Raw genomic sequence first — 19,835 nt, 5'->3', positions numbered from 1 at the left:
TGACCGTGTTGCCGGTCTTGCCTGAGCCTTTATGCCCGCCATTGATCATCCCCTGATAGACCAGTTCCTCGACGCCCTCTGGCTGGAGAAAGGCCTTTCCGACAACACCCGCGATGCCTATCGCAGTGACCTGGCTCTGTTCAATGGCTGGCTGCAGGAAAAAGGCCTGGAGCCGATCAACGCCGGACGCGAATTGATCCTCGATCACCTGGCCTGGCGCCTGGAGCAAAACTATAAGCCCCGTTCAACGGCAAGGTTTCTCTCTGGCGTGCGTGGCTTCTATCGCTATCTGCTGCGGGAAAAGCTGATTGCCGTCGATCCGACCCTGCGCATCGATATGCCGCAACTGGGTAGGCCATTGCCCAAATCCTTGTCGGAAGCCGACGTAGACGCGCTGTTGGCTGCACCGGACCTCAGCGAAGCCATCGGTCAGCGTGACCGGGCGATGCTCGAAGTGCTTTATGCCTGTGGTCTGCGGGTGACAGAGCTGATCAGTCTGACCCTGGAGCAGGTCAACCTGCGCCAGGGGGTGCTGCGCGTGATGGGCAAGGGCAGCAAGGAGCGGTTGGTGCCGATGGGCGAGGAGGCGATTGTCTGGGTCGAGCGTTACATGCGTGATGCCCGCAGCGAACTGCTTGGCGGACGTCCCAGCGATGTGTTGTTTCCCAGCCAGCGTGGCGAGCAGATGACGCGCCAGACCTTCTGGCACCGGATCAAGCATCAGGCCAAGGTCGCCGGGATTGGCAAGTCGCTGTCGCCGCACACCTTGCGCCATGCCTTCGCCACACATCTGCTCAACCATGGCGCCGATTTACGGGTGGTGCAGATGCTCCTTGGCCACAGCGATCTGTCGACCACCCAGATTTACACACACGTTGCCCGCGCCCGCTTGCAAGACCTTCACGCCAAGCATCATCCCCGAGGCTGAACACAGTCCTGTGCAGGAGCTTCATGCGTCGTGGTCAAAATGTCTTGCGTCAGGCGCATTCGGTCATGCGAACCTTATGTGATAGGCTTGACCGGTTTGCACGATGGGCGGTTATGACCCGGTGTTTCGGCACGGGCGTTCTGATCGTCCCATATGTTCGCCTTCAGGAGTTCTCATGCGTCTGACCCAGATTTTCGCCGCCGCAGCCATTGCGTTGGTCAGCACCTTTGCCGTCGCCGATGACGCGGCCGACAAAGCCATTCGTAAAAGCCTGGAAAACCTCCAGCTCGAAGTGCCGGTAGAGACTATCACCGCCAGCCCGATGCCCGGCCTGTACGAAGTCAAGCTCAAGGGCAGCCGTGTGCTGTACGCCAGCGCCGACGGCCAGTACGTGGTGCAGGGCTACCTGTTCGATCTCAAGGACGGCAAGCCGGTCAACCTGACCGAGAAGACCGAGCGCCTGGGCATCTCCAAGCTGATCAACGATATTCCGGTTGCAGAAACCGTGGTGTACCCGGCCATTGGCGAAACCAAGTCGCACATCACCGTATTCACCGATACCACCTGCCCGTACTGCCACAAACTCCACGCCGAAGTGCCGGAGCTGAACAAGCGCGGCATCGAAGTGCGTTATGTCGCATTCCCTCGCCAGGGCCTGGGCTCGCCGGGTGATGAGCAACTGCAAGCCGTGTGGTGCTCGAAAGACAAGAAAGCGGCCATGGACAAAATGGTCGACGGCAAGGAAATCAAGGCCGCCAAGTGCGATAACCCGGTTTCCAAACAGTACGCACTCGGCCAGTCGATCGGCGTGAACGGCACACCGGCCATCGTTTTGGCCGACGGGCAGGTCATTCCGGGCTACCAGCCTGCGCCACAAGTCGCCAAACTGGCGCTGGGCGCGAAGTAAATTCGCATCGTCACGGGCAGCCATTGACGATCATGGTCCGGCAGCGACATCGCCGGGCCATTAATAGAGAGCCGCGAGCATGCGGCTGTTTTCACGGCCGGCCTTGAGTCGGCCGTTTTATGGGGAGTTCACAGTGAAACCGGTCAAAGTAGGCATCTGTGGGTTAGGGACCGTCGGTGGCGGTACCTTCAACGTACTTCAGCGCAACGCCGAGGAAATTGCTCGTCGTGCCGGGCGTGGGATCGAAGTGGCACAAATTGCCATTCGCACGCCAAAGCCTCAGTTCCAAACGACCGGTATTGCGATTACCAACGATGTCTTCGAAGTGGCCACGAACCCTGAGATCGACATCGTTATAGAGCTGATGGGCGGCTACACCGTTGCCCGCGAGCTGGTACTCAAGGCCATCGAGAATGGCAAGCATGTGGTCACCGCGAACAAGGCGCTTATTGCTGTTCACGGTAATGAAATTTTCGCCAAGGCACGCGAGAAAGGCGTGATCGTTGCGTTCGAAGCGGCGGTGGCTGGTGGCATCCCGGTGATCAAGGCAATCCGCGAAGGTTTGTCCGCCAACCGTATCAACTGGGTGGCCGGCATCATCAACGGCACCGGCAACTTCATCCTGACGGAAATGCGCGAGAAGGGTCGTACCTTCGAGGACGTATTGGCCGAAGCCCAGGCTCTGGGTTACGCCGAAGCCGATCCGACCTTCGACGTTGAAGGGATCGACGCTGCTCACAAGCTGACGATCCTCGCCTCCATCGCGTTCGGCATCCCGCTGCAATTCGACAAGGCTTACACCGAAGGGATCACCAAGCTGACCACCGCTGACGTGAACTACGCCGAAGCGCTGGGTTACCGCATCAAGCACCTGGGCGTGGCGCGCAGCACTGCGGCCGGTATCGAACTGCGCGTGCACCCGACGCTGATCCCGGCCGATCGCCTGATCGCCAACGTCAACGGCGTGATGAACGCGGTGATGGTCAATGGCGATGCTGCCGGTTCGACCCTGTTCTACGGCGCTGGCGCCGGTATGGAGCCGACCGCGTCGTCGGTGATCGCCGACCTGGTGGACGTGGTTCGCGCCATGACGTCCGATCCGGAAAACCGTGTACCGCACCTGGCGTTCCAGCCGGATTCGCTGTCGGCTCACCCGATCCTGCCGATCGAAGCCTGTGAAAGCGCCTATTACCTGCGCATTCAGGCCAAGGATCATCCGGGCGTATTGGCTCAGGTCGCGAGCATTCTGTCGGAGCGCGGCATCAACATCGAGTCGATCATGCAGAAGGAAGCCGAGGAGCACGACGGCCTGGTGCCGATGATCCTGCTGACCCACCGCGTGCTGGAACAGCACATCAACGACGCCATCGCTGCTTTGGAAGCCTTGGCGGGTGTGGTCGGTCCGGTTGTTCGGATCCGTGTCGAACATTTGAATTAACACAGCGGCAAGCGTCAGGCTGCAAGCGGCAAGTCAAAAGCATTCCGGCTTTTACTTGTAGCTTGTAGCTTGTAGCTTGCAGCTCCAAACCGAAGGTTTGCCCCTATGCGCTACATCAGTACCCGCGGCCAGGCACCGGCCCTGAATTTCGAAGACGTCCTGCTGGCAGGCCTTGCCACCGACGGCGGTCTGTACGTCCCGGAAAACCTGCCACGTTTCACCCAGGAGGAAATCGCTTCCTGGGCCGGTCTGCCATATCACGAGCTGGCCTTCCGCGTCATGCGCCCGTTTGTCACCGGCAGCATTCCGGACGCCGATTTCAAAAAGATCCTTGAAGAAACCTACGGCGTATTCGCCCACAGCGCCGTCGCGCCACTGCGTCAGCTGAACGGTAACGAATGGGTGCTGGAACTGTTCCACGGCCCGACCCTGGCGTTCAAGGACTTCGCCCTGCAACTGCTGGGTCGTTTGCTTGACTACGTGCTGGAAAAGCGCGGCGAGCGCGTGGTGATCGTCGGCGCTACCTCCGGTGACACCGGTTCGGCCGCCATCGAAGGCTGCAAGCACTGCGAAAACGTCGACATCTTCATCCTGCACCCGCACAACCGCGTGTCCGAGGTGCAACGTCGGCAGATGACCACCATCTTCGGTGAGAACATCCACAACATTGCCATCGAAGGCAACTTCGATGACTGCCAGGAAATGGTCAAGGCCAGCTTTGCCGACCAGGGCTTCCTCAAGGGCACTCGCCTGGTCGCCGTGAACTCGATCAACTGGGCGCGGATCATGGCCCAGATCGTTTACTACTTCCACGCAGCCCTGCAGTTGGGCGGCCCGGCGCGTTCGGTGGCGTTCTCGGTGCCGACCGGCAACTTCGGCGACATCTTCGCCGGTTACCTGGCACGCAACATGGGCCTGCCGATCAACCAGTTGATCGTCGCCACCAACCGCAACGACATCCTGCACCGCTTCATGAGCGGCAACCAGTACGTCAAGGAAACCCTGCACGCCACGCTGTCGCCGTCCATGGACATCATGGTGTCGTCGAACTTCGAACGCCTGCTGTTCGATCTGCATGGCCGCAACGGTGCGGCCATCGCCGGACTGATGGATACATTCAAACAGGGCGGTGGTTTCAGCGTCGAGCAAGAGCGCTGGACCGAAGCCCGCAAGTTGTTCGACTCGTTGGCCGTGGATGACGCGCAAACCTGCGAAACGATCGCCGAAGTCTACGAGCAGACCGGTGAAGTGCTCGACCCGCACACTGCCATCGGGGTGAAAGCTGCACGCGAATGTCGTCGTAGCCTGGACATTCCAATGGTGATCCTGGGTACCGCCCACCCGGTCAAATTCCCGGACGCCGTGGAAAAAGCCGGTGTAGGAAAAGCTCTCGAACTGCCTGTACATCTTTCTGATTTGTTTGAGCGAGACGAACGTTGCACCGTATTGCCAAATGACCTGAAGGCCGTGCAGGCCTTTGTCAGCCAGCATGGCAACCGTGGCAAGCCGCTGTAACCGGTCAGTGCTGTAACATTTTGAAGCCCGTCTCCTGACGGGCTTTTTCATTTCTGCATGCACACTTGTCGTGTTCTCGCCGCGAAGGGACAGGCGAGTGGATCACCAAGGACATGGGAATGCGGTTTACAAGTGTGTTCAAGTCAGTCGCGCGCTGGCTGGTTTTATTCGGCATCGTGGGCGTCGCCGAATGGGGAGGGGCAAGCCCTGCATCGATTCAGGAGCGTGGGAAGACGGTTGCACGTTCAGCGGTCGTGCTGGATGACCAGGAGCTGCAGTGGATAGCCAGCCATCCACGGGTCGTGGTCACGGCACTGGAATACCCGTTGTACCTCTTCAAGGATGAGCAGGGTCAATGGACGGGCATGAACAGTGACATGCTCAAGCGCATCAGTGACATGACGGGGTTGCAGTTTGTTTACGAAGAGTCTTTTTCCGTTGATCAGATGCTGGCTCGTCTGGAAAGCGGCGCGGCGGATTTGAGCACCATGCTGTCAATGAATGACGAACGCCGGACGTTTCTCGATTTCAGCCATGCTTACGGTGGTGCAGGATGGGTCTTTGTCGGATTGGCCGGGGCACCGCCGGTGCAGTCGCTGGAGGATCTGGCGAAGCGGGTGCTGGTGCTGCCGACCCGGCATGCACTGGAAGCGATGATCCGTCGCGATTTTCCGTCCATCGAATTGCGTTCGGTCAAGACCTACGCCGAAGCCCGTGCCTGGGTTGAAAGCGGAGAAGCCTATGCCACCATCGAGAGCGAAATCGGCGCCCAGCTTTTTCCGTCGGGCCGACTGCAGATCGGATCTGTGGTGCCGTACAAATGGGATGCGGATTATCTGGCCGTGCGCAAGGGGCAGCCGCAGTTGCTGAGCATCCTCAACAAGGCGCTTGAGGCCTTTCCTGCTCAGGAGCTGCACGATCTTCGCCGCAAGTGGTTCGGTGGCGCTACCACGGCACAGGCGCCTGGCCTCTGGCAGCGGCTTGACCAGTGGGTCTGCTGGGGCATGTTTGTGCTCAGCCTGTTCGGCCTGTTGTCCCTGCTCTGGAACCGGCGGTTGGCGGTGGTCGTCAGGCAGCGGGTCGAGGCCCAAAGGAACCTGCACGATCAGCTCACATTCCAGCATGCCCTGATGGATGCCATGCCTGACCCGATGTTTGTCCGTGACCTGCAAGGGCGTTTGATCATGTGCAACAAAAGTTATGAGGACGCCTTGTCGACACGTTTTGACCGGATGCAGGGACGGCAGTTGATCGAGGTCGATGTCATGCCCAGACAAACCGCGGAACTGCTGCATGCCGAGTTCATGGCGCAGTTGAGTACGCGCAGGGCACGTTTCTTCGAGCGTCAATTGCTGTTCAAGGAGGGGGTCAGGGACATCTACCAGTGGACAGTGCCGTTTTACACGGCGGATGGCCAGATGAAAGGCTTGTTGGGAGGCTGGGCCGACATCGCCCGGCGCACCCGACAAACGTGATGGCCGGGTTTTTTCTCTGTCATGTTCGCCGTGCATGCTCTCTTGACTGCACGGCAGGTTCGCCTGCGGTCAGTCTCCAGAACTTTCTTCTCGGGCAAGTGGTCATCTGTTGCAGGCATGCCCCAGGCACGTTGTTTTCGGACTATTGAGTGGTGATCGGGATGGAAAGTATCAGTCTGTTGCTCGGTGAAGCGTTGAGCCCGTATCAGGTCACATTGACCCCGTCAGGCATTCGTGGCGAATGTCGGGTGACCCTGAAAAATGCTATCGGCGCGACCGTGGTCGAGCGCGAGTTCAATCAGGCCCAGTTGAATGACAAGCGCCTGCTGACGGATGTGGTCGACGGTTTGCATCGCGACGTACTGATCGCTGAAGGACGCCTTGAGCCTTGTGTCATCGCGGCATTGCGTAATGCTGCCCGGGACAGGCTTCTGGCCAGCCGCAATTGAACGGATTTTTGTGGGAACCTTCCCGCGCCCAGGTCAGTCAGACTTCGTAACAGCAGGATCAAGCATTGTGCTCCGGTGCTTGTCGCTTGCTGCTACTGGTCTCCAAGCAGGCCACGTTTAACCCCGAGTCGTTTCCCCACTTCTCGGGGTTTCTTTTTGCCCGGGATTGATCATGGTTGCGTCAGATTGTCGAAAAACGCCTTGCTGTCCTTCAGGTACTCGCTGCGACTTTGCGGATCCAGCCAGGCGGCATAAGCCTCGTCCAGGCGCTCGCGGGGCATGGTGCGCAGCACCTGATTGATTTCGGCAATGGCCTGTCGGCCCTTTGGCGTGTCGGTGCAACCGATGTAGCCGGACAGGTATTTGCCCGTGCCACGGATTGGATAGAACTGTAATTCATCCTCGGCGATGCCTTGCAGCGAAGCCTGGTAGCGGATCTCCGGGCGATACCCCAACAGCAGGCGCAAACGCCCAAGGCGCTGCATTTGCAGGAGGCTGCCCAAGGCGTCGTTACCGTAATGAGGTGCCAGCATGTCGGCGGGTGCTTGCTTGAGCAGCCCGTCGAGGTATTCGCCGTAATTGCGCTCGGCGATGATTCCCAGTTTTTCGTTGCCGCTGGCGAGCAACTTTGCGAGGTCCACTTCGCCATCCTCGATAAAGGGGGCCAGTACCTTCTGGTCAACGCGCCGCACGGCCAGGCCATTGCTCATGGCACGGAAGACCGGGATGGAAAAGGCGATCCACTGTTCCCGTTCCTTGCTCCAGTTCAGCGCCGCGTCGCAGACGAGGGAAGGTTCGTGAAGCATTTGCAGTCCGCGCGCGCGATTGACCCTCATCACGCGGTGCTGGTACTGCGGCATGCCGGCAATCAACAGGGGAAGCAGTTGATCGATGACGCCCTGGCCCTTTTTCGGTCCGTCGAAGATCGTCAGCGGCGGCAGGTCGCGTTTGAGCCAGATCAGGGTTTCCCTGGATTGCGCCAGGGCTGACGGGACCGGTTCAATGAGCAGGAGCAGGGACGCCAGCACGCAAAGCAAGCAGCCAGCGCGCGACGGGCAGAACCGAATGACCCATGCAGGCAGGTGCCTCAGTTCAGATGGCTCCGTCTTTGCGCAACTGTGCAATCTGCGTCGCGTCATAGCCAAGTTCCTGGAGTACCTGTGCGTTGTGCTCACCCAGTTGTGGCCCGACCCATTCACATTCACCGGGTGTCTCTGAGAGTTTCGGCACGATTCCCGGCATCTTGAAGTCTTTACCGTCCGGCAGTTTGGCCTGCAGGAACATTTCACGGGCCAGGTACTGAGGATCATTGAACATGTCTTCGGCGCTGAAGATCCGGCTGGCCGGCACGTCGGCCTGATTGAGCAGCGTCAGCACCCTGTCCAGCGGCAGTGAATTGACCCAGCGATCGATGACGCCATAGAGCTCGTCGCGCCGCGCATCGCGGCCATCGTTGCTGCCAAGCAGAGGGTCGTTGGCGAGGTCTTCCCGGCCAATGATCAGCATGAAGCGTTTGAAAATGGCGTCGCCATTGGCGCCGATCTGCACGTGCTTGCCGTCGGCGCTGGTGTGGATCGAGGACGGGGTGATGCCCGGCATGATATTGCCCGTGCGTTCGCGGATGAAGCCGAACACGTCGAATTCCGGGACCATGCTTTCCATCATGGCGAAAATGGCTTCATACAGCGCCACGTCCACCACTTGCCCCTGGCCGCCATTGACCTCGCGATGACGCAGGGCCATCAGCGCGCCGATCACGCCCCAGAGCGCGGCAATCGAGTCACCGATGGAAATGCCGGTGCGCACCGGTGGCCGGTCTTCGAAGCCGGTGATGTAGCGCAAACCGCCCATGGACTCACCGACCGCACCAAAGCCGGGCTGGTCTTTCATCGGGCCGGTCTGGCCGAAACCCGACAGCCGCACCATGACCAGTTTCGGGTTCAAGGCGTGCAGGACGTCCCAGCCCAGGCCGAGTTTTTCCAGGACGCCGGGACGAAAGTTCTCGATCAGAATGTCGGCTTCACCGAGCAACTGTTTCAGGATCGCCTGACCGTCGGGGTGCTTGAGATTGAGGGTCAGGGACTTTTTGTTGCGCGCCTGGACGAACCACCACAACGAAGTGCCTTCATACAACTTGCGCCATTTGCGCAATGGATCACCGCCGTCCGGGGATTCGATCTTGATCACATCGGCACCGAACTCAGCGCAAATGCGCGAAGCAAACGGGCCGGCGATCAAGGTACCCAATTCGATGACTTTCAGACCGGAAAGCGGTTTGGCGGTGAACGGCATGCGGGATCCTGCTGGGCAAGGGATGGGCGAGTACAGTGTTTTAACATAGCCGACTGTCAGGCGCTTCAGGTTGATCACCTTCGATTCGTGGATTGCCCGCCGCATCGGTTAGACTTGCCGCCTTTCCTCGTATCAAGAAGCCCGTTCATGGCCCAGCCGTCCACGACCTACAAGTTTGAACTGAACCTCACCGACCTCGACCGCAGCGTCTATGAGAGCGTGAAGCAGACCATCGCCCGTCACCCTTCGGAAACCGAGGAGCGCATGACCGTGCGCCTGCTGGCCTACGCCCTCTGGTACAACGAACAGCTGTCGTTCGGCCGTGGTCTGTCGGAAGTGGATGAACCGGCCTTGTGGGAAAAAAGCCTGGATGACCGCGTCCTGCACTGGATCGAAGTCGGCCAGCCGGATGCCGAGCGCCTGACCTGGTGCTCGCGCCGCACCGAGCGCACCAGCCTGCTGGCCTACGGCAGCCTGCGTGTGTGGGAAGGCAAAGTGGTGCCCGCGGTGAAAAACCTGAAAAACGTCAACATCGCTGCCGTGCCTCAGGAAGTCCTGGAGACCCTGGCCAAAGACATGCCACGCGTCATCAAGTGGGACGTGATGATCAGCGAAGGGACGATCTTCGTCACCGACGACCGTGGTCAGCACGAAGTTCAGTTGCAGTGGCTGACCGGTGAGCGCGGCTGATTTTTCGCCGCTTCAGCGCGTCACCCGGTTTTATCCTACGTATTGAAGAGAAGCATCTTTCACCCCATGCGCATCGAACCTCGCCTGCTGCCCGACACCCTGCCATTCCTCGGTGATATTCCGCCACTGCTGACCCGCCTGTATGCGGCGCGGGGCGTGCAATCGGAGGCGGAACTGGACAAGAGCCTGGCGCGGCTGATTCCGTTCCAGCAGCTCAAGGGCATTGATGCCGCCGTGGACTTGTTGGTGACGGCGCTCGAACAGCGCCAGCGCATTCTGATCGTCGGTGACTTCGATGCCGACGGCGCAACGGCCAGCACCGTGGGCACGCTGGGTCTGCGTTTGCTGGGGGCGGCGCATGTCGATTATCTGGTGCCGAACCGTTTCGACTACGGCTACGGCCTGACCCCGGAGATCGTCGCAGTCGCGCTGGAGCGCCAGCCGCATTTGCTGATTACCGTGGATAACGGCATCTCCAGCGTCGAAGGCGTGGCTGCAGCGAAAAAGGCCGGGCTCAAGGTGCTCGTCACCGACCACCACTTGCCCGGTGAGGAGCTGCCGTTGGCCGATGCCATCGTCAATCCGAACCAGCCAGCTTGCGAGTTTCCGAGCAAGGCCCTGGCCGGTGTCGGGGTGATTTTCTATGTGTTGATGGCCCTGCGTGCGCGTTTGCGCGAGCTCGGCTGGTACACCAGCAAGCCGCAGCCGAATATCGGCGAACTGCTCGATCTGGTGGCCTTGGGCAGCGTGGCCGACGTGGTGCCGCTGGATGCCAACAACCGGATTCTGGTGCATCAGGGCCTCGAGCGGATTCGCGCCGGTCGTGCCCGGCCCGGGATCAAGGCGATTCTCGAGGTGGCCAAGCGTGACCATGCGCGCATCACCTCCACCGACCTGGGTTTCATCGTTGGCCCACGCCTGAACGCCGCAGGGCGCCTGGATGACATGAGCCTGGGCATCGAATGCCTGTTGACTGAAGACGCAGCTCTGGCCCGTGAGATGGCGGCTCAGCTGGACGGCATGAACCAGGATCGCAAATCCATCGAGCAGGGCATGCAGCGTGAAGCGCTGGCCCAGCTCAAGGATCTGCCGGTGGAGTCGATGCCGTTCGGCTTGTGCCTGTTCGATCCCGAATGGCATCAGGGCGTCATCGGTATCCTCGCATCACGGATGAAAGAGCGTTATTTCCGCCCGACCATCGCCTTTGCCGATGCCGGTGACGGCCTGCTCAAGGGGTCTGGGCGTTCGGTCCAGGGCTTTCACATCCGCGACGCCTTGAGCGTGGTGGCGGCGCAGCATCCGAATCTGATCACCAAGTATGGTGGCCACGCAATGGCGGCCGGCCTGACGCTGCCGGAAGCAAATTTCCCCTTGTTCGCCGAGGCCTTTGACGCTGAAGTGCGCCGGCAACTGCGCGAAGAAGACCTGACTGGCCGCTTGTTGTCGGACGGTACCCTGGCAGTGGAGGAGTTTCACCTGGAACTGGCCCGCGCCCTGCGGCATGCTGGCCCTTGGGGGCAGCACTTCCCGGAACCGTTGTTTCATGGGGTGTTCCAGTTGGTCGAGCAGCGCGTGGTGGGCGAACGGCACCTCAAAGTGGTGCTGAGAAGTGAATGTGGTTCGGTGAAGCTCGACGGCATTGCCTTCGGGATCGACCGCGACATCTGGCCGAATCCGACCATCAAGTGGGTGGAACTGGCCTACAAGCTCGACCTCAACGAGTTTCGTGGCAACGAGACGGTTCAATTGATGATTGCCCATATCGAACCGCGTTGACCCCCTGTAGGAGCGTGCTTGCTCGCGATGGACGTGAACGATGACGCTGGGAACCTGATAACCCGCGGTGTCCTGTCGTCCATCGCGAGCGAGCTCGCTCCTACAAGGGGGCGACATCCGTCGATGTCGACTAGGCTCTAATCACTGCTTGATTTTGGTCTTGTGACGTTTTGTCGAATTTTTTGCCCGCGGGGGCGGGTGTTGTACCTCTTTCCTGTCACTCGTCGACTATTCAAACAGAACCTGGAGCCTGCCCACTGATTCGAGAGGTGCCCCATGAGTCTGCTGCTTGAACCCTTTACCCTTCGCCAATTGACCCTACCCAATCGCATCGCGGTATCGCCGATGTGCCAGTATTCCAGCGCCGACGGCCTGGCCAATGACTGGCACCTGGTCCACCTCGGCAGCCGCGCTGTCGGCGGGGCAGGGCTGGTGTTTACCGAAGCCACGGCGGTCACCGCCGACGGGCGTATCACCGCTCAAGACCTCGGTCTGTGGAATGACGAGCAGATCGAACCCCTGCAACGCATCACCCGCTTCATCAGCGCCCAGGGCGCCGTTGCCGGCATTCAGCTGGCCCATGCCGGGCGCAAGGCCAGTACCTACCGGCCATGGCTTGGCAAACACGGCAGCGTCAAACCCGACGATGGCGGCTGGGTGCCGGTCGGACCTTCGCCCATTGCGTTCGACCCACAGCACACGCAACCCAGACAACTGGATGACGGCGAGATCGCCAAGGTGATCCAGGCGTTTGTCGATGCGGCAAAGCGCTCTCTGATTGCCGGTTTCAAGGTGGTCGAAGTCCACGCGGCCCATGGTTACCTGCTGCACCAGTTCCTGTCGCCGTTGAGCAACCAGCGTCGCGATCAATATGGCGGTTCGTTCGAAAATCGCATTCGGCTGGTGCTGCAGGTCACCGAAGCGGTGCGCGCGGTGTGGCCTGAAGAGTTGCCGGTGTTTGTCCGGGTCTCGGCCACCGACTGGGTGGAAGACGGCTGGAACCCTGATGAAACCGTGGAGTTGGCGCGCCGCCTGAAAGACCTGGGCGTGGACCTGATCGATGTCTCGTCGGGCGGGACCGCGGCGAATGCGGAGATTCCCACAGGGCCGGGTTATCAGACCCGCTTCGCCGAGCGTGTGCGCAAGGAGTCGGGCATGGCCACCGGCACGGTTGGCATGATCACCGAGCCGGCCCAGGCCGAGCACATCCTGCGCACCTGTCAGGCCGATATCATCTTCCTGGCCCGTGAGTTGTTGCGCGATCCGTACTGGGCGCTGCATGCAGATGACGATCTGGGCGGGCACAAGGCCGTGTGGCCGGCGCAGTATCAGCGGGCGACCCATCGTGAGCAGCCCATTCACGAATCGGATTTGCGCGACTGAAATCCATCGATACGAAAAAGCCCCTGAGTCGTGAGATTCAGGGGCTTTTGTTTGTTACGTGTCTCGATCAGGCCGCTTCGATCTTGCTGCGGTTCTGTTCGACCTTGTTCAGGTAGTCCTTGAGCTTTTCCTGTTCGGCCACCGTCGTGAACAAACCGAGCTTGCTACGACGCCAGAGGATATCGTGGGCGCTGGTTGCCCATTCTTCGCTGCACAAATAGTCGACTTCACGGGTGTAGAGACCGCCGCCGATGTGTTCACCCAGATCGCTGAGGTCCTGCACGCCTTCGAGCATGCGCCAGGTACGGCTGCCGTAGGTGGTGGCCCAGCGGCGAGCGATCTCGCTCGGTACCCAGTCGAATCTGTCGCGGATACGCGAGGTCAAGGCTTGCGGGGTGGTCATGTCTTCACCGCCCGGCAGCGTGGCGCTGGCGGTCCAGCTTGGCTTGATGTGCTTGAAGTACGGTGCCAGTTGCGCCAGCGCCGACTCGGCCAGTTTGCGATAAGTGGTGAGTTTGCCGCCGAATACGGACAGCAACGGAGCTTCTTCACCAGAGCCCGACAGCGCCAGGGTGTAATCGCGGGTCACGGCCGACGGGTTGTCGGATTCGTCGTTGCACAGCGGGCGCACGCCGGAATAGCTGTGCAGGATGTCATCGCGGCTGATTTGCTTTTTGAAGTGGGCGTTGACCACGTTCAACAGGTAATCGGTTTCGCCGTCGGTAATTGCAACGGCAGCCGGATCGCCGGTGTACTCGCGGTCGGTGGTGCCGATCAGGGTGAAGCGGTTCAGGTACGGAATGGTGAACACGATGCGCTGATCTTCGTTTTGCAGGATGTGCGCGTGTTCGCCTTCGTACAGTTTCGGCACGATCAGGTGGCTGCCCTGGATCAGGCGGATGCCATATGGCGATTCCATCTTCAAGTCATCACGAATGAACTTGGCGACCCATGGCCCGGCCGCGTTGACCAATGCCTTGGCGCGGATCGAAAACAGGCTGCCATCGGCACGTTCCAGATGCAGGTGCCACAGGCCTTTGTTACGACGGGCGCTGACGCAGCGGGTCTGGGTGTGAACGTGGGCGCCTTTTTCCCGGGCGGCCATGGCGTTCAATACCACCAGGCGCGCGTCGTCGACCCAGCAATCGGAGTATTCGAAACCCTTGGTGATCTCGCTTTTGAGCGCGCTGTCGGGGCCGAACTTCAGGCTCTTCGAACCTTGCAGTTGCTCGCGCTTGCCCAGGTTGTCATAGAGGAACAATCCTGCGCGGATCATCCACGCCGGGCGCAGGTGCGGGCGGTGTGGCAGCACGAAGCGCATTTGCTTGACGATGTGCGGTGCTTTGGCCAGCAGCACTTCACGTTCGGCCAAGGCTTCACGCACCAGGCGAAATTCGTAATGTTCGAGGTAGCGCAGGCCGCCGTGGATCAGCTTGCTGCTGGCCGACGAAGTATGGCTGGCCAGGTCATCTTTTTCACAAAGGAACACCGATAGGCCGCGACCGGCAGCATCCGCTGCGATCCCCACGCCATTGATCCCGCCACCGATGACGGCGATATCGTAAACCTCGGCGAGGGGGGGCGTAGACAAGGTGGAAGTGGGCATCGGCTCGGCCTCGGAATTCTTTGATGTTCTGTATTTGAAATCGAACATTAATGTTCATTTGCGAAAATACTAGCCCATAAAGAGGCCCACAGCCAGTCAGCTTCGATTGAAAATACTCATCGAAGGGCCATTAAAGGAAAATTTACGAACATTTTGATGCGCGTTATGGCGCAAGAGGGATGCTGTATGTGCGATCGTCTTCGCGGGCAAGCCCGCTCCCACAAGGATCACACGGGCCTGTGGGAGCGGGCTTGCCCGCGATAGCGCCAGTGTAGGCACTGGAGATGGTGGGGTTAAACGACTTCCAACCGAACCTTGTGCTGGTTCAGCAGCTGCGCCAGCGCTGGCGAAGGCTGCTGATCGGTGACCAGGCAATCGACCAGGCTGATCGGCCCCAGGCGAATCATGGCGTTGCGCCCAAACTTGCTGGAGTCGGCTGCGAGGATCACTTGCCGGGCATTGGCGATGATCGCCTGGGATACCCGCACTTCCTGATAGTCGAAATCCAGCAGGCTACCGTCCTCATCGATACCACTGATGCCCACCAGGGCGAAATCGACCTTGAACTGGTTGATGAAGTCGACACTGGCCTGACCCACCACACCGCCGTCGCGCCGTACGTTGCCACCGGTCAGCAGCACGTCGAAGTCGTCCTTGGCGCTGAGCATCGACGCCACATGCAGATTGTTGGTGATGATCTTCAGGTGACTGTGGTTGAGCAGTGCCCGGGCAATGGATTCGGTGGTGGTGCCGATGTTGATGAACAGCGAGGCATGGTCGGGAATCTGCGCGGCAATGGCTTCGCCGATACGCTGTTTCTCGTCGCGCATCTGATCGGCGCGCATGGCGTAGGCGGTGTTTTCGACACTGGAATCATAGGCGGCGCCACCGTGGTAGCGACGCAATAAATTGGCTTCCGCGAGCTGATTGATATCGCGGCGGATGGTCTGCGGTGTAACAACGAACAACGTGGCCATTTCCTCGATGCTGACATAGCCGCGTTCGCGGACCAGTTCGAGGATTTGCTGCTGACGGGGAGGCAGATTCATGGGGCGTCCTTTGGGCTGCCGTGCAAAATTTGCCCATGATGCCGCAGGAATCCGCTCCCTACCAGTTACAACCAGATACGAGTCTGGGACCTGGCTTACTCAGCCGCGTCTTCAGCCTCCCAATTACGGGTACGGCTGACGGCTTTTTTCCAGCCGGCGTAGAGTTTTTCCTTCGCAGCTTCATCCAGGGTCGGCTCGAACTGGCGCTCGATCACGGCCTTGCCACGCAGCTCTTCCAGGCTGCCCCAGAAGCCACAGGCCAGGCCTGCCAGGTAAGCGGCGCCGAGTGCGGTGGTTTCGCGCATTTGCGGGCGCTCGACCTGGGTGCCGAGGATGTCGGCCTGAAACTGCATGAGGAAGTTGTTGGCCACCGCGCCGCCATCCACGCGCAGGGCCTTGAGGCGTTCGCCGGAGTCCTGCTGCATGGCGTCCAGCACATCGCGGGTCTGGTAGGCAATCGACTCGAGCGCGGCACGAATGATGTGATCCACGCGTACACCGCGGGTCAGGCCAAACAGTGCGCCACGGGCGTACGGGTCCCAGTAGGGAGCGCCAAGACCGGTGAAGGCCGGCACCAGGTACACACCGTTGCTGTCCTTGACCTTGTTGGCGAAGTATTCGGTGTCGTGGGCGTCGTTGATGATTTTCAGTTCGTCACGCAGCCACTGCACGGTAGAACCGCCGTTGAACACCGCGCCTTCCAGCGCGTAGGCCACTTCGCCACGGGGGCCGCAAGCGATGGTGGTCAGCATGCCGTGTTGGGATTTCACCGCCTTGTCACCGGTGTTCATCAGCAGGAAGCAGCCAGTGCCGTAGGTGTTTTTCGCCTGGCCTGGCTCGACGCACATCTGTCCGAACAGGGCAGCTTGCTGGTCACCGGCAATGCCGCCGATGGCGATGCCGCTTTTGGTATGGCCATAAATTTCCGAGGACGATTTAACTTCCGGCAGCATTTCGCGCGGAATATCCAGCATCTCCAGCATCTTCGCGTCCCACTCCAGGGTGTGGATGTTGAAGAGCATGGTGCGCGAAGCGTTGGTGTAGTCGGTGACATGCACCTTGCCGCCGGTAAATTTCCAGATCAGCCAGCTGTCGACGGTGCCGAACAGCAGTTCGCCGTTGCGCGCACGTTCGCGGCTGCCTTCGACGTTATCGAGAATCCACTTGAGCTTGGTACCGGAGAAGTAGGGGTCGGTGACCAGGCCGGTGGTGTCGCTGATGTATTGCTCGTGACCATCGCGCTTGAGCTGCTGGCAGATCTCGGTGCTGCGTCGGCACTGCCAGACGATGGCGTTGTAGATCGGGCGGCCGGTGTTCTTGTCCCACACCACGGTGGTTTCGCGCTGGTTGGTGATGCCGATGGCGGCTACCTGGTCGTGGTGCAGGCCGGCTTGTGCCAGGGCCTCGACCATCACGGCGCTTTGGGTGGCGAAGATCTCCATCGGGTCATGCTCGACCCAGCCGGCTTGCGGGTAATGCTGTGCGAACTCCCGTTGGGCGGTGCAGACCACGTTCGCGTCGCGGTCGAAAATGATCGCGCGGGAGCTGGTCGTACCCTGATCGAGGGCAATGATGTAGTTCTTATTCTGTGTGTCGGTCATGTCGATTGCCTTGGACGAAAAAAGGGAGTGAGGTCTGGCGCGCGATCAAGGGGCAGGGCACGCGCCAACGGTATCAGGACGTTCTGGGCTTGCCGTCAATGGCAGGTAGCTCATCCTTTGTAGCAGCTACGGAGCCTGGCAGATGGCGGGCAATCAGCCCGCGATAGGCGGCGGCGCCGAGGCAGGCACCAACAATCGGTGCAAAAACAGGAATCAGGAAGTACGGAATATCGCGTCCGCCAGTGAGGGAAATTTCACCCCAGCCAGCGAAGAAAGTCATCAGTTTAGGGCCGAAGTCCCGCGCAGGGTTCATGGCAAAACCGGTCAGCGGTCCCATCGAGCTACCGATCACCGCAATCAGCAGGCCGATCAGCAGCGGTGCCAACGGGCCTTTGGGCAGGCCATTGTTGTCGTCGGTCAGGGACATGATCACGCCCATCAGGATGGCCGTAATGATCACCTCGACCAGAAATGCCTGGGCGGTGGTGAGTGCAGGATTCGGGAAGGTGGAGAACACGGAGGCCAATTCAAGGCTGGCTTGCGTGCCACGAACCATGTGCTGCGTTTGTTCGAATTCGAAGAATAGATTGCTGTAGAGCGTGTAAACCAACAACGCGCCACAGAAGGCACCCGCCACTTGGGCGAGTACGTAGAAAGGCAATTTGCGCTTTTCGAAGTCCGCGAAAATGCTCAGGGCAATACTGACGGCAGGGTTCAGATGAGCCCCGGAAACCCCGGCGGTGAGGTAGATCGCCATGCTGACGCCGACGCCCCAGATAATGCTGATTTCCCACAAGCCAAAACTGGCACCCGCGACCTTGAGCGCGGCAACACAACCGGTACCAAAAAAGATCAGCAGCGCCGTACCCAGAAACTCGGCCATGCATTGGCTCGAGAGCGACGGTTGTTGTAAAGCAGTAGTCATTGAAACCTCATTTTTTTTGTTGTCTGGCGCGTTCTTGCCTACATGGTCAACGCGCGTTTTTCGCCGTGGCAGGATCCCCGTCCTGGTCGCGGTTTACTGCCGGGTACAGCGGTAGGACGTTTCGTACAGTTTCAGAAACGAAAAAATATAGACAAGAAACGCTGCTGTCAAAGGTCGAAAGTGAACTATCGGTCACAAAAAAACTATTCGTTGCATGAATGAATGATCCATTGCGCAATGGGATGGCCAGGCAATGGCGTCATGAATGCGCCGCCGTAGAGCCTTTTAACGATCAATGTCCTAGAATCCGGCGCAGTATTTTCTTCTGCCGCCCAGTCTGGAGCTGCCATGACCCCCGCATTGGATTTATTGAAAAAGGTTCGGGCCGAACATCGCGTACACAGTTACGAACATGACCCGAAGGCCGCTTCCTATGGTCTGGAAGCCGCGGAAAAGCTCGGGCTCGACCCGGCGCAAGTGTTCAAGACCTTGCTCGCGGCCAGCGAGAAAGGAGAGTTACTGGTGGCTGTGGTGCCGGTTGTCGGCAGCCTGGACTTGAAAGGGCTGGCCCATGCCGCCGGCGTGAAAAAGGTCGAAATGGCCGATCCGGCGGCTGCGCAGCGCTCTACGGGTTATCTGTTGGGCGGGATCAGCCCGCTGGGGCAGAAAAAGCGTTTGCGTACCTTCATTGATAACTCGGCCCAGCCCTTTGCCAGCATTTTTGTCAGTGCCGGCCGGCGTGGACTGGAAGTCGAACTGGCGCCGGCCGTGCTGGCCGAACACACCCAGGCGAAGTTTGCCGATATCGGCCGTGCGTGAGCGCAGCGCTGTATGGTGAAAATCAACCGGTTCTGTCACTGGTGCCGGTTCGGTCGGCGCTGCATGCTCGGCGATCTGACAAAGGGAGAAGGGTATGCAGCTTGAGTTTCATCAGGTCGACGCGTTCAGCAATCAGCCATTCAGCGGCAACCCGGCGATGGTCTATCGGCTCGATACCTGGCTCGCCGATGAATTGATGCAGAAGATTGCCGCCGAGCACAATCTCGCCGAAACCGCGTTTATCGTGCGCGAAGGGCAGGGCTGGCACATCCGCTGGTTTACGCCGACCACCGAGGTGCCACTGTGCGGTCACGCGACACTGGCCAGTGCCCATGTGTTGTTTGAGGTCTATAAAGAGCCGGTCGAGCGACTGGACTTCACCTGCAAATCCGGTCCGTTGAGCGTGACCCGTGAAGGTGGACGACTGTGGCTGGATTTCCCGTCGATCACTGCGTCGCCGGTGAACGTGATCTCGGACATCGAGCGTGCACTGGGTGTGAAGGCTGTCGAGGTACTGGCTTCGAATGAGCTGTTCGTGGTGCTGGAGTCGGAGCAAGCCGTACTCGATTGCAAGCCGGACATGGTCGCCCTGGCGAAGTTGCCATGGTTGGGCGCCATCGTGACGGCGCGGGGCGCGCAGCACGATTTCGTTTCCCGTTACTTCGCCCCGGCAATCGGCATCAATGAAGACCCGGTGACCGGATCGACCCATTGTCTTCTGATTCCGTACTGGTCAAAGCGTTTGGGCAAGTCGAACCTGACGGCTTGTCAGCGCTCGACGCGGGGCGGGGAGTTGTTCTGCCGGCTGGAAGGCGAGCGGGTGAAGATCGGCGGGGATGCGACGCTCGTAGCAAGCGGAACGCTTTTGCTGGGTTGACTCAATTCCATTGTGGGAGCGGGCTTGCTCGCGAAGGCGGTGAATCAGTCGACATCAGCTTTGACTGGCACACCGCCTTCGCGAGCAAGCCCGCTCCCACAATTG

At 59.9% G+C, this 19,835-nt stretch carries 17 protein-coding genes; 11 read left to right on the top strand and 6 right to left on the bottom strand.

Annotation, left to right across the window (positions count from 1 at the left end; genetic code table 11):
- Nucleotides 1–31 precede the first annotated feature (31 nt).
- The 6 genes from xerD (at nt 32) to BSF40_RS13400 (ending at nt 6,712) form a co-directional block, all read left to right on the top strand.
- Nucleotides 32–928: a site-specific tyrosine recombinase XerD gene (gene xerD, locus BSF40_RS13425; RefSeq protein WP_095965481.1), complete on the top strand. Its 897-nt coding sequence runs from the start codon at nt 32–34 to the stop codon at nt 926–928.
- Between the two features lie 175 nt (nt 929–1,103).
- Nucleotides 1,104–1,835: a bifunctional protein-disulfide isomerase/oxidoreductase DsbC gene (gene dsbC / locus BSF40_RS13420; protein ID WP_015096703.1), complete on the top strand. Its 732-nt coding sequence runs from the start codon at nt 1,104–1,106 to the stop codon at nt 1,833–1,835.
- A gap of 133 nt (nt 1,836–1,968) precedes the next feature.
- Complete coding sequence (locus BSF40_RS13415; RefSeq protein ID WP_008053502.1) at nt 1,969–3,273, top strand: homoserine dehydrogenase; 1,305 nt, start codon at nt 1,969–1,971, stop codon at nt 3,271–3,273.
- Nucleotides 3,274–3,378: 105 nt separating this feature from the next.
- Nucleotides 3,379–4,788: a threonine synthase gene (gene thrC / locus BSF40_RS13410; protein WP_095965480.1), complete on the top strand. Its 1,410-nt coding sequence runs from the start codon at nt 3,379–3,381 to the stop codon at nt 4,786–4,788.
- Between the two features lie 119 nt (nt 4,789–4,907).
- A complete protein-coding gene (locus BSF40_RS13405) occupies nt 4,908–6,263 on the top strand; it encodes a transporter substrate-binding domain-containing protein (protein ID WP_095965479.1) in 1,356 nt (451 codons plus the stop codon).
- A gap of 161 nt (nt 6,264–6,424) precedes the next feature.
- Nucleotides 6,425–6,712 carry a DUF3509 domain-containing protein gene (locus tag BSF40_RS13400; protein WP_095965478.1) on the top strand — a complete coding sequence of 96 codons (288 nt, stop codon included), beginning with the start codon at nt 6,425–6,427 and terminating at the stop codon, nt 6,710–6,712.
- 170 nt (nt 6,713–6,882) lie between these two features.
- Here BSF40_RS13400 and BSF40_RS13395 read toward each other — a convergent pair whose 3' ends face one another.
- Together BSF40_RS13395 and BSF40_RS13390 are read right to left on the bottom strand one after the other, a co-directional pair.
- Nucleotides 6,883–7,851, bottom strand: a complete 969-nt coding sequence (locus BSF40_RS13395) for a TIGR02285 family protein (RefSeq protein ID WP_095965477.1) — start codon at nt 7,849–7,851, stop codon at nt 6,883–6,885.
- Complete coding sequence (locus BSF40_RS13390) at nt 7,805–9,004, bottom strand: CaiB/BaiF CoA-transferase family protein (protein ID WP_095965476.1); 1,200 nt, start codon at nt 9,002–9,004, stop codon at nt 7,805–7,807. The genes BSF40_RS13395 and BSF40_RS13390 overlap by 47 nt, the downstream gene beginning before the upstream one ends.
- Nucleotides 9,005–9,151: 147 nt before the next feature.
- Here BSF40_RS13390 and BSF40_RS13385 point away from each other — a divergent pair, with 147 nt between their 5' ends.
- The 3 genes from BSF40_RS13385 to BSF40_RS13375 all read left to right on the top strand — a co-directional run bounded on the left by BSF40_RS13385 (nt 9,152) and on the right by BSF40_RS13375 (nt 12,853).
- A complete protein-coding gene (locus tag BSF40_RS13385; RefSeq protein WP_095965475.1) occupies nt 9,152–9,694 on the top strand; it encodes a YaeQ family protein in 543 nt (180 codons plus the stop codon).
- A 66-nt stretch (nt 9,695–9,760) separates the two neighbouring features.
- Nucleotides 9,761–11,470 carry a single-stranded-DNA-specific exonuclease RecJ gene (gene recJ / locus BSF40_RS13380; protein ID WP_095965474.1) on the top strand — a complete coding sequence of 570 codons (1,710 nt, stop codon included), beginning with the start codon at nt 9,761–9,763 and terminating at the stop codon, nt 11,468–11,470.
- A gap of 276 nt (nt 11,471–11,746) precedes the next feature.
- Nucleotides 11,747–12,853: an NADH:flavin oxidoreductase/NADH oxidase gene (locus BSF40_RS13375; RefSeq protein WP_095965473.1), complete on the top strand. Its 1,107-nt coding sequence runs from the start codon at nt 11,747–11,749 to the stop codon at nt 12,851–12,853.
- Nucleotides 12,854–12,920: 67 nt separating this feature from the next.
- Here BSF40_RS13375 and glpD read toward each other — a convergent pair whose 3' ends face one another.
- From glpD to BSF40_RS13355, 4 genes are all read right to left on the bottom strand, one after another.
- Nucleotides 12,921–14,459 (bottom strand): glycerol-3-phosphate dehydrogenase, encoded by a 1,539-nt coding sequence (glpD, locus tag BSF40_RS13370; protein ID WP_095965604.1) that lies wholly within the window; start codon nt 14,457–14,459, stop codon nt 12,921–12,923.
- Nucleotides 14,460–14,752: 293 nt separating this feature from the next.
- Nucleotides 14,753–15,508 (bottom strand): DeoR/GlpR family transcriptional regulator, encoded by a 756-nt coding sequence (locus BSF40_RS13365; protein WP_007971301.1) that lies wholly within the window; start codon nt 15,506–15,508, stop codon nt 14,753–14,755.
- Nucleotides 15,509–15,603: 95 nt separating this feature from the next.
- Nucleotides 15,604–17,109: a glycerol kinase GlpK gene (gene glpK, locus BSF40_RS13360; protein WP_095965472.1), complete on the bottom strand. Its 1,506-nt coding sequence runs from the start codon at nt 17,107–17,109 to the stop codon at nt 15,604–15,606.
- Nucleotides 17,110–17,182: 73 nt separating this feature from the next.
- Nucleotides 17,183–18,034, bottom strand: a complete 852-nt coding sequence (locus BSF40_RS13355; RefSeq protein WP_095965471.1) for an MIP/aquaporin family protein — start codon at nt 18,032–18,034, stop codon at nt 17,183–17,185.
- Nucleotides 18,035–18,382: 348 nt separating this feature from the next.
- On the opposite strand from BSF40_RS13355, the gene ybaK reads away from it, so the two are divergent.
- Complete coding sequence (gene ybaK / locus BSF40_RS13350) at nt 18,383–18,853, top strand: Cys-tRNA(Pro) deacylase (RefSeq protein WP_007971306.1); 471 nt, start codon at nt 18,383–18,385, stop codon at nt 18,851–18,853.
- Between the two features lie 94 nt (nt 18,854–18,947).
- Nucleotides 18,948–19,730, top strand: coding sequence for a PhzF family phenazine biosynthesis protein (locus tag BSF40_RS13345; protein WP_095965470.1), 783 nt, complete (start codon nt 18,948–18,950; stop codon nt 19,728–19,730).
- The last annotated feature ends 105 nt before the right edge of the window (nt 19,731–19,835 follow it).

It is taken from the genome of Pseudomonas sp. ACN5 (genome assembly GCF_002303975.1).
In the GTDB taxonomy this organism is placed as follows: domain Bacteria; phylum Pseudomonadota; class Gammaproteobacteria; order Pseudomonadales; family Pseudomonadaceae; genus Aquipseudomonas; species Aquipseudomonas laurylsulfatiphila.
Note: the sequence above shows the minus strand (reverse complement) of the source record. Positions and strands in the feature narration are given on the sequence as shown.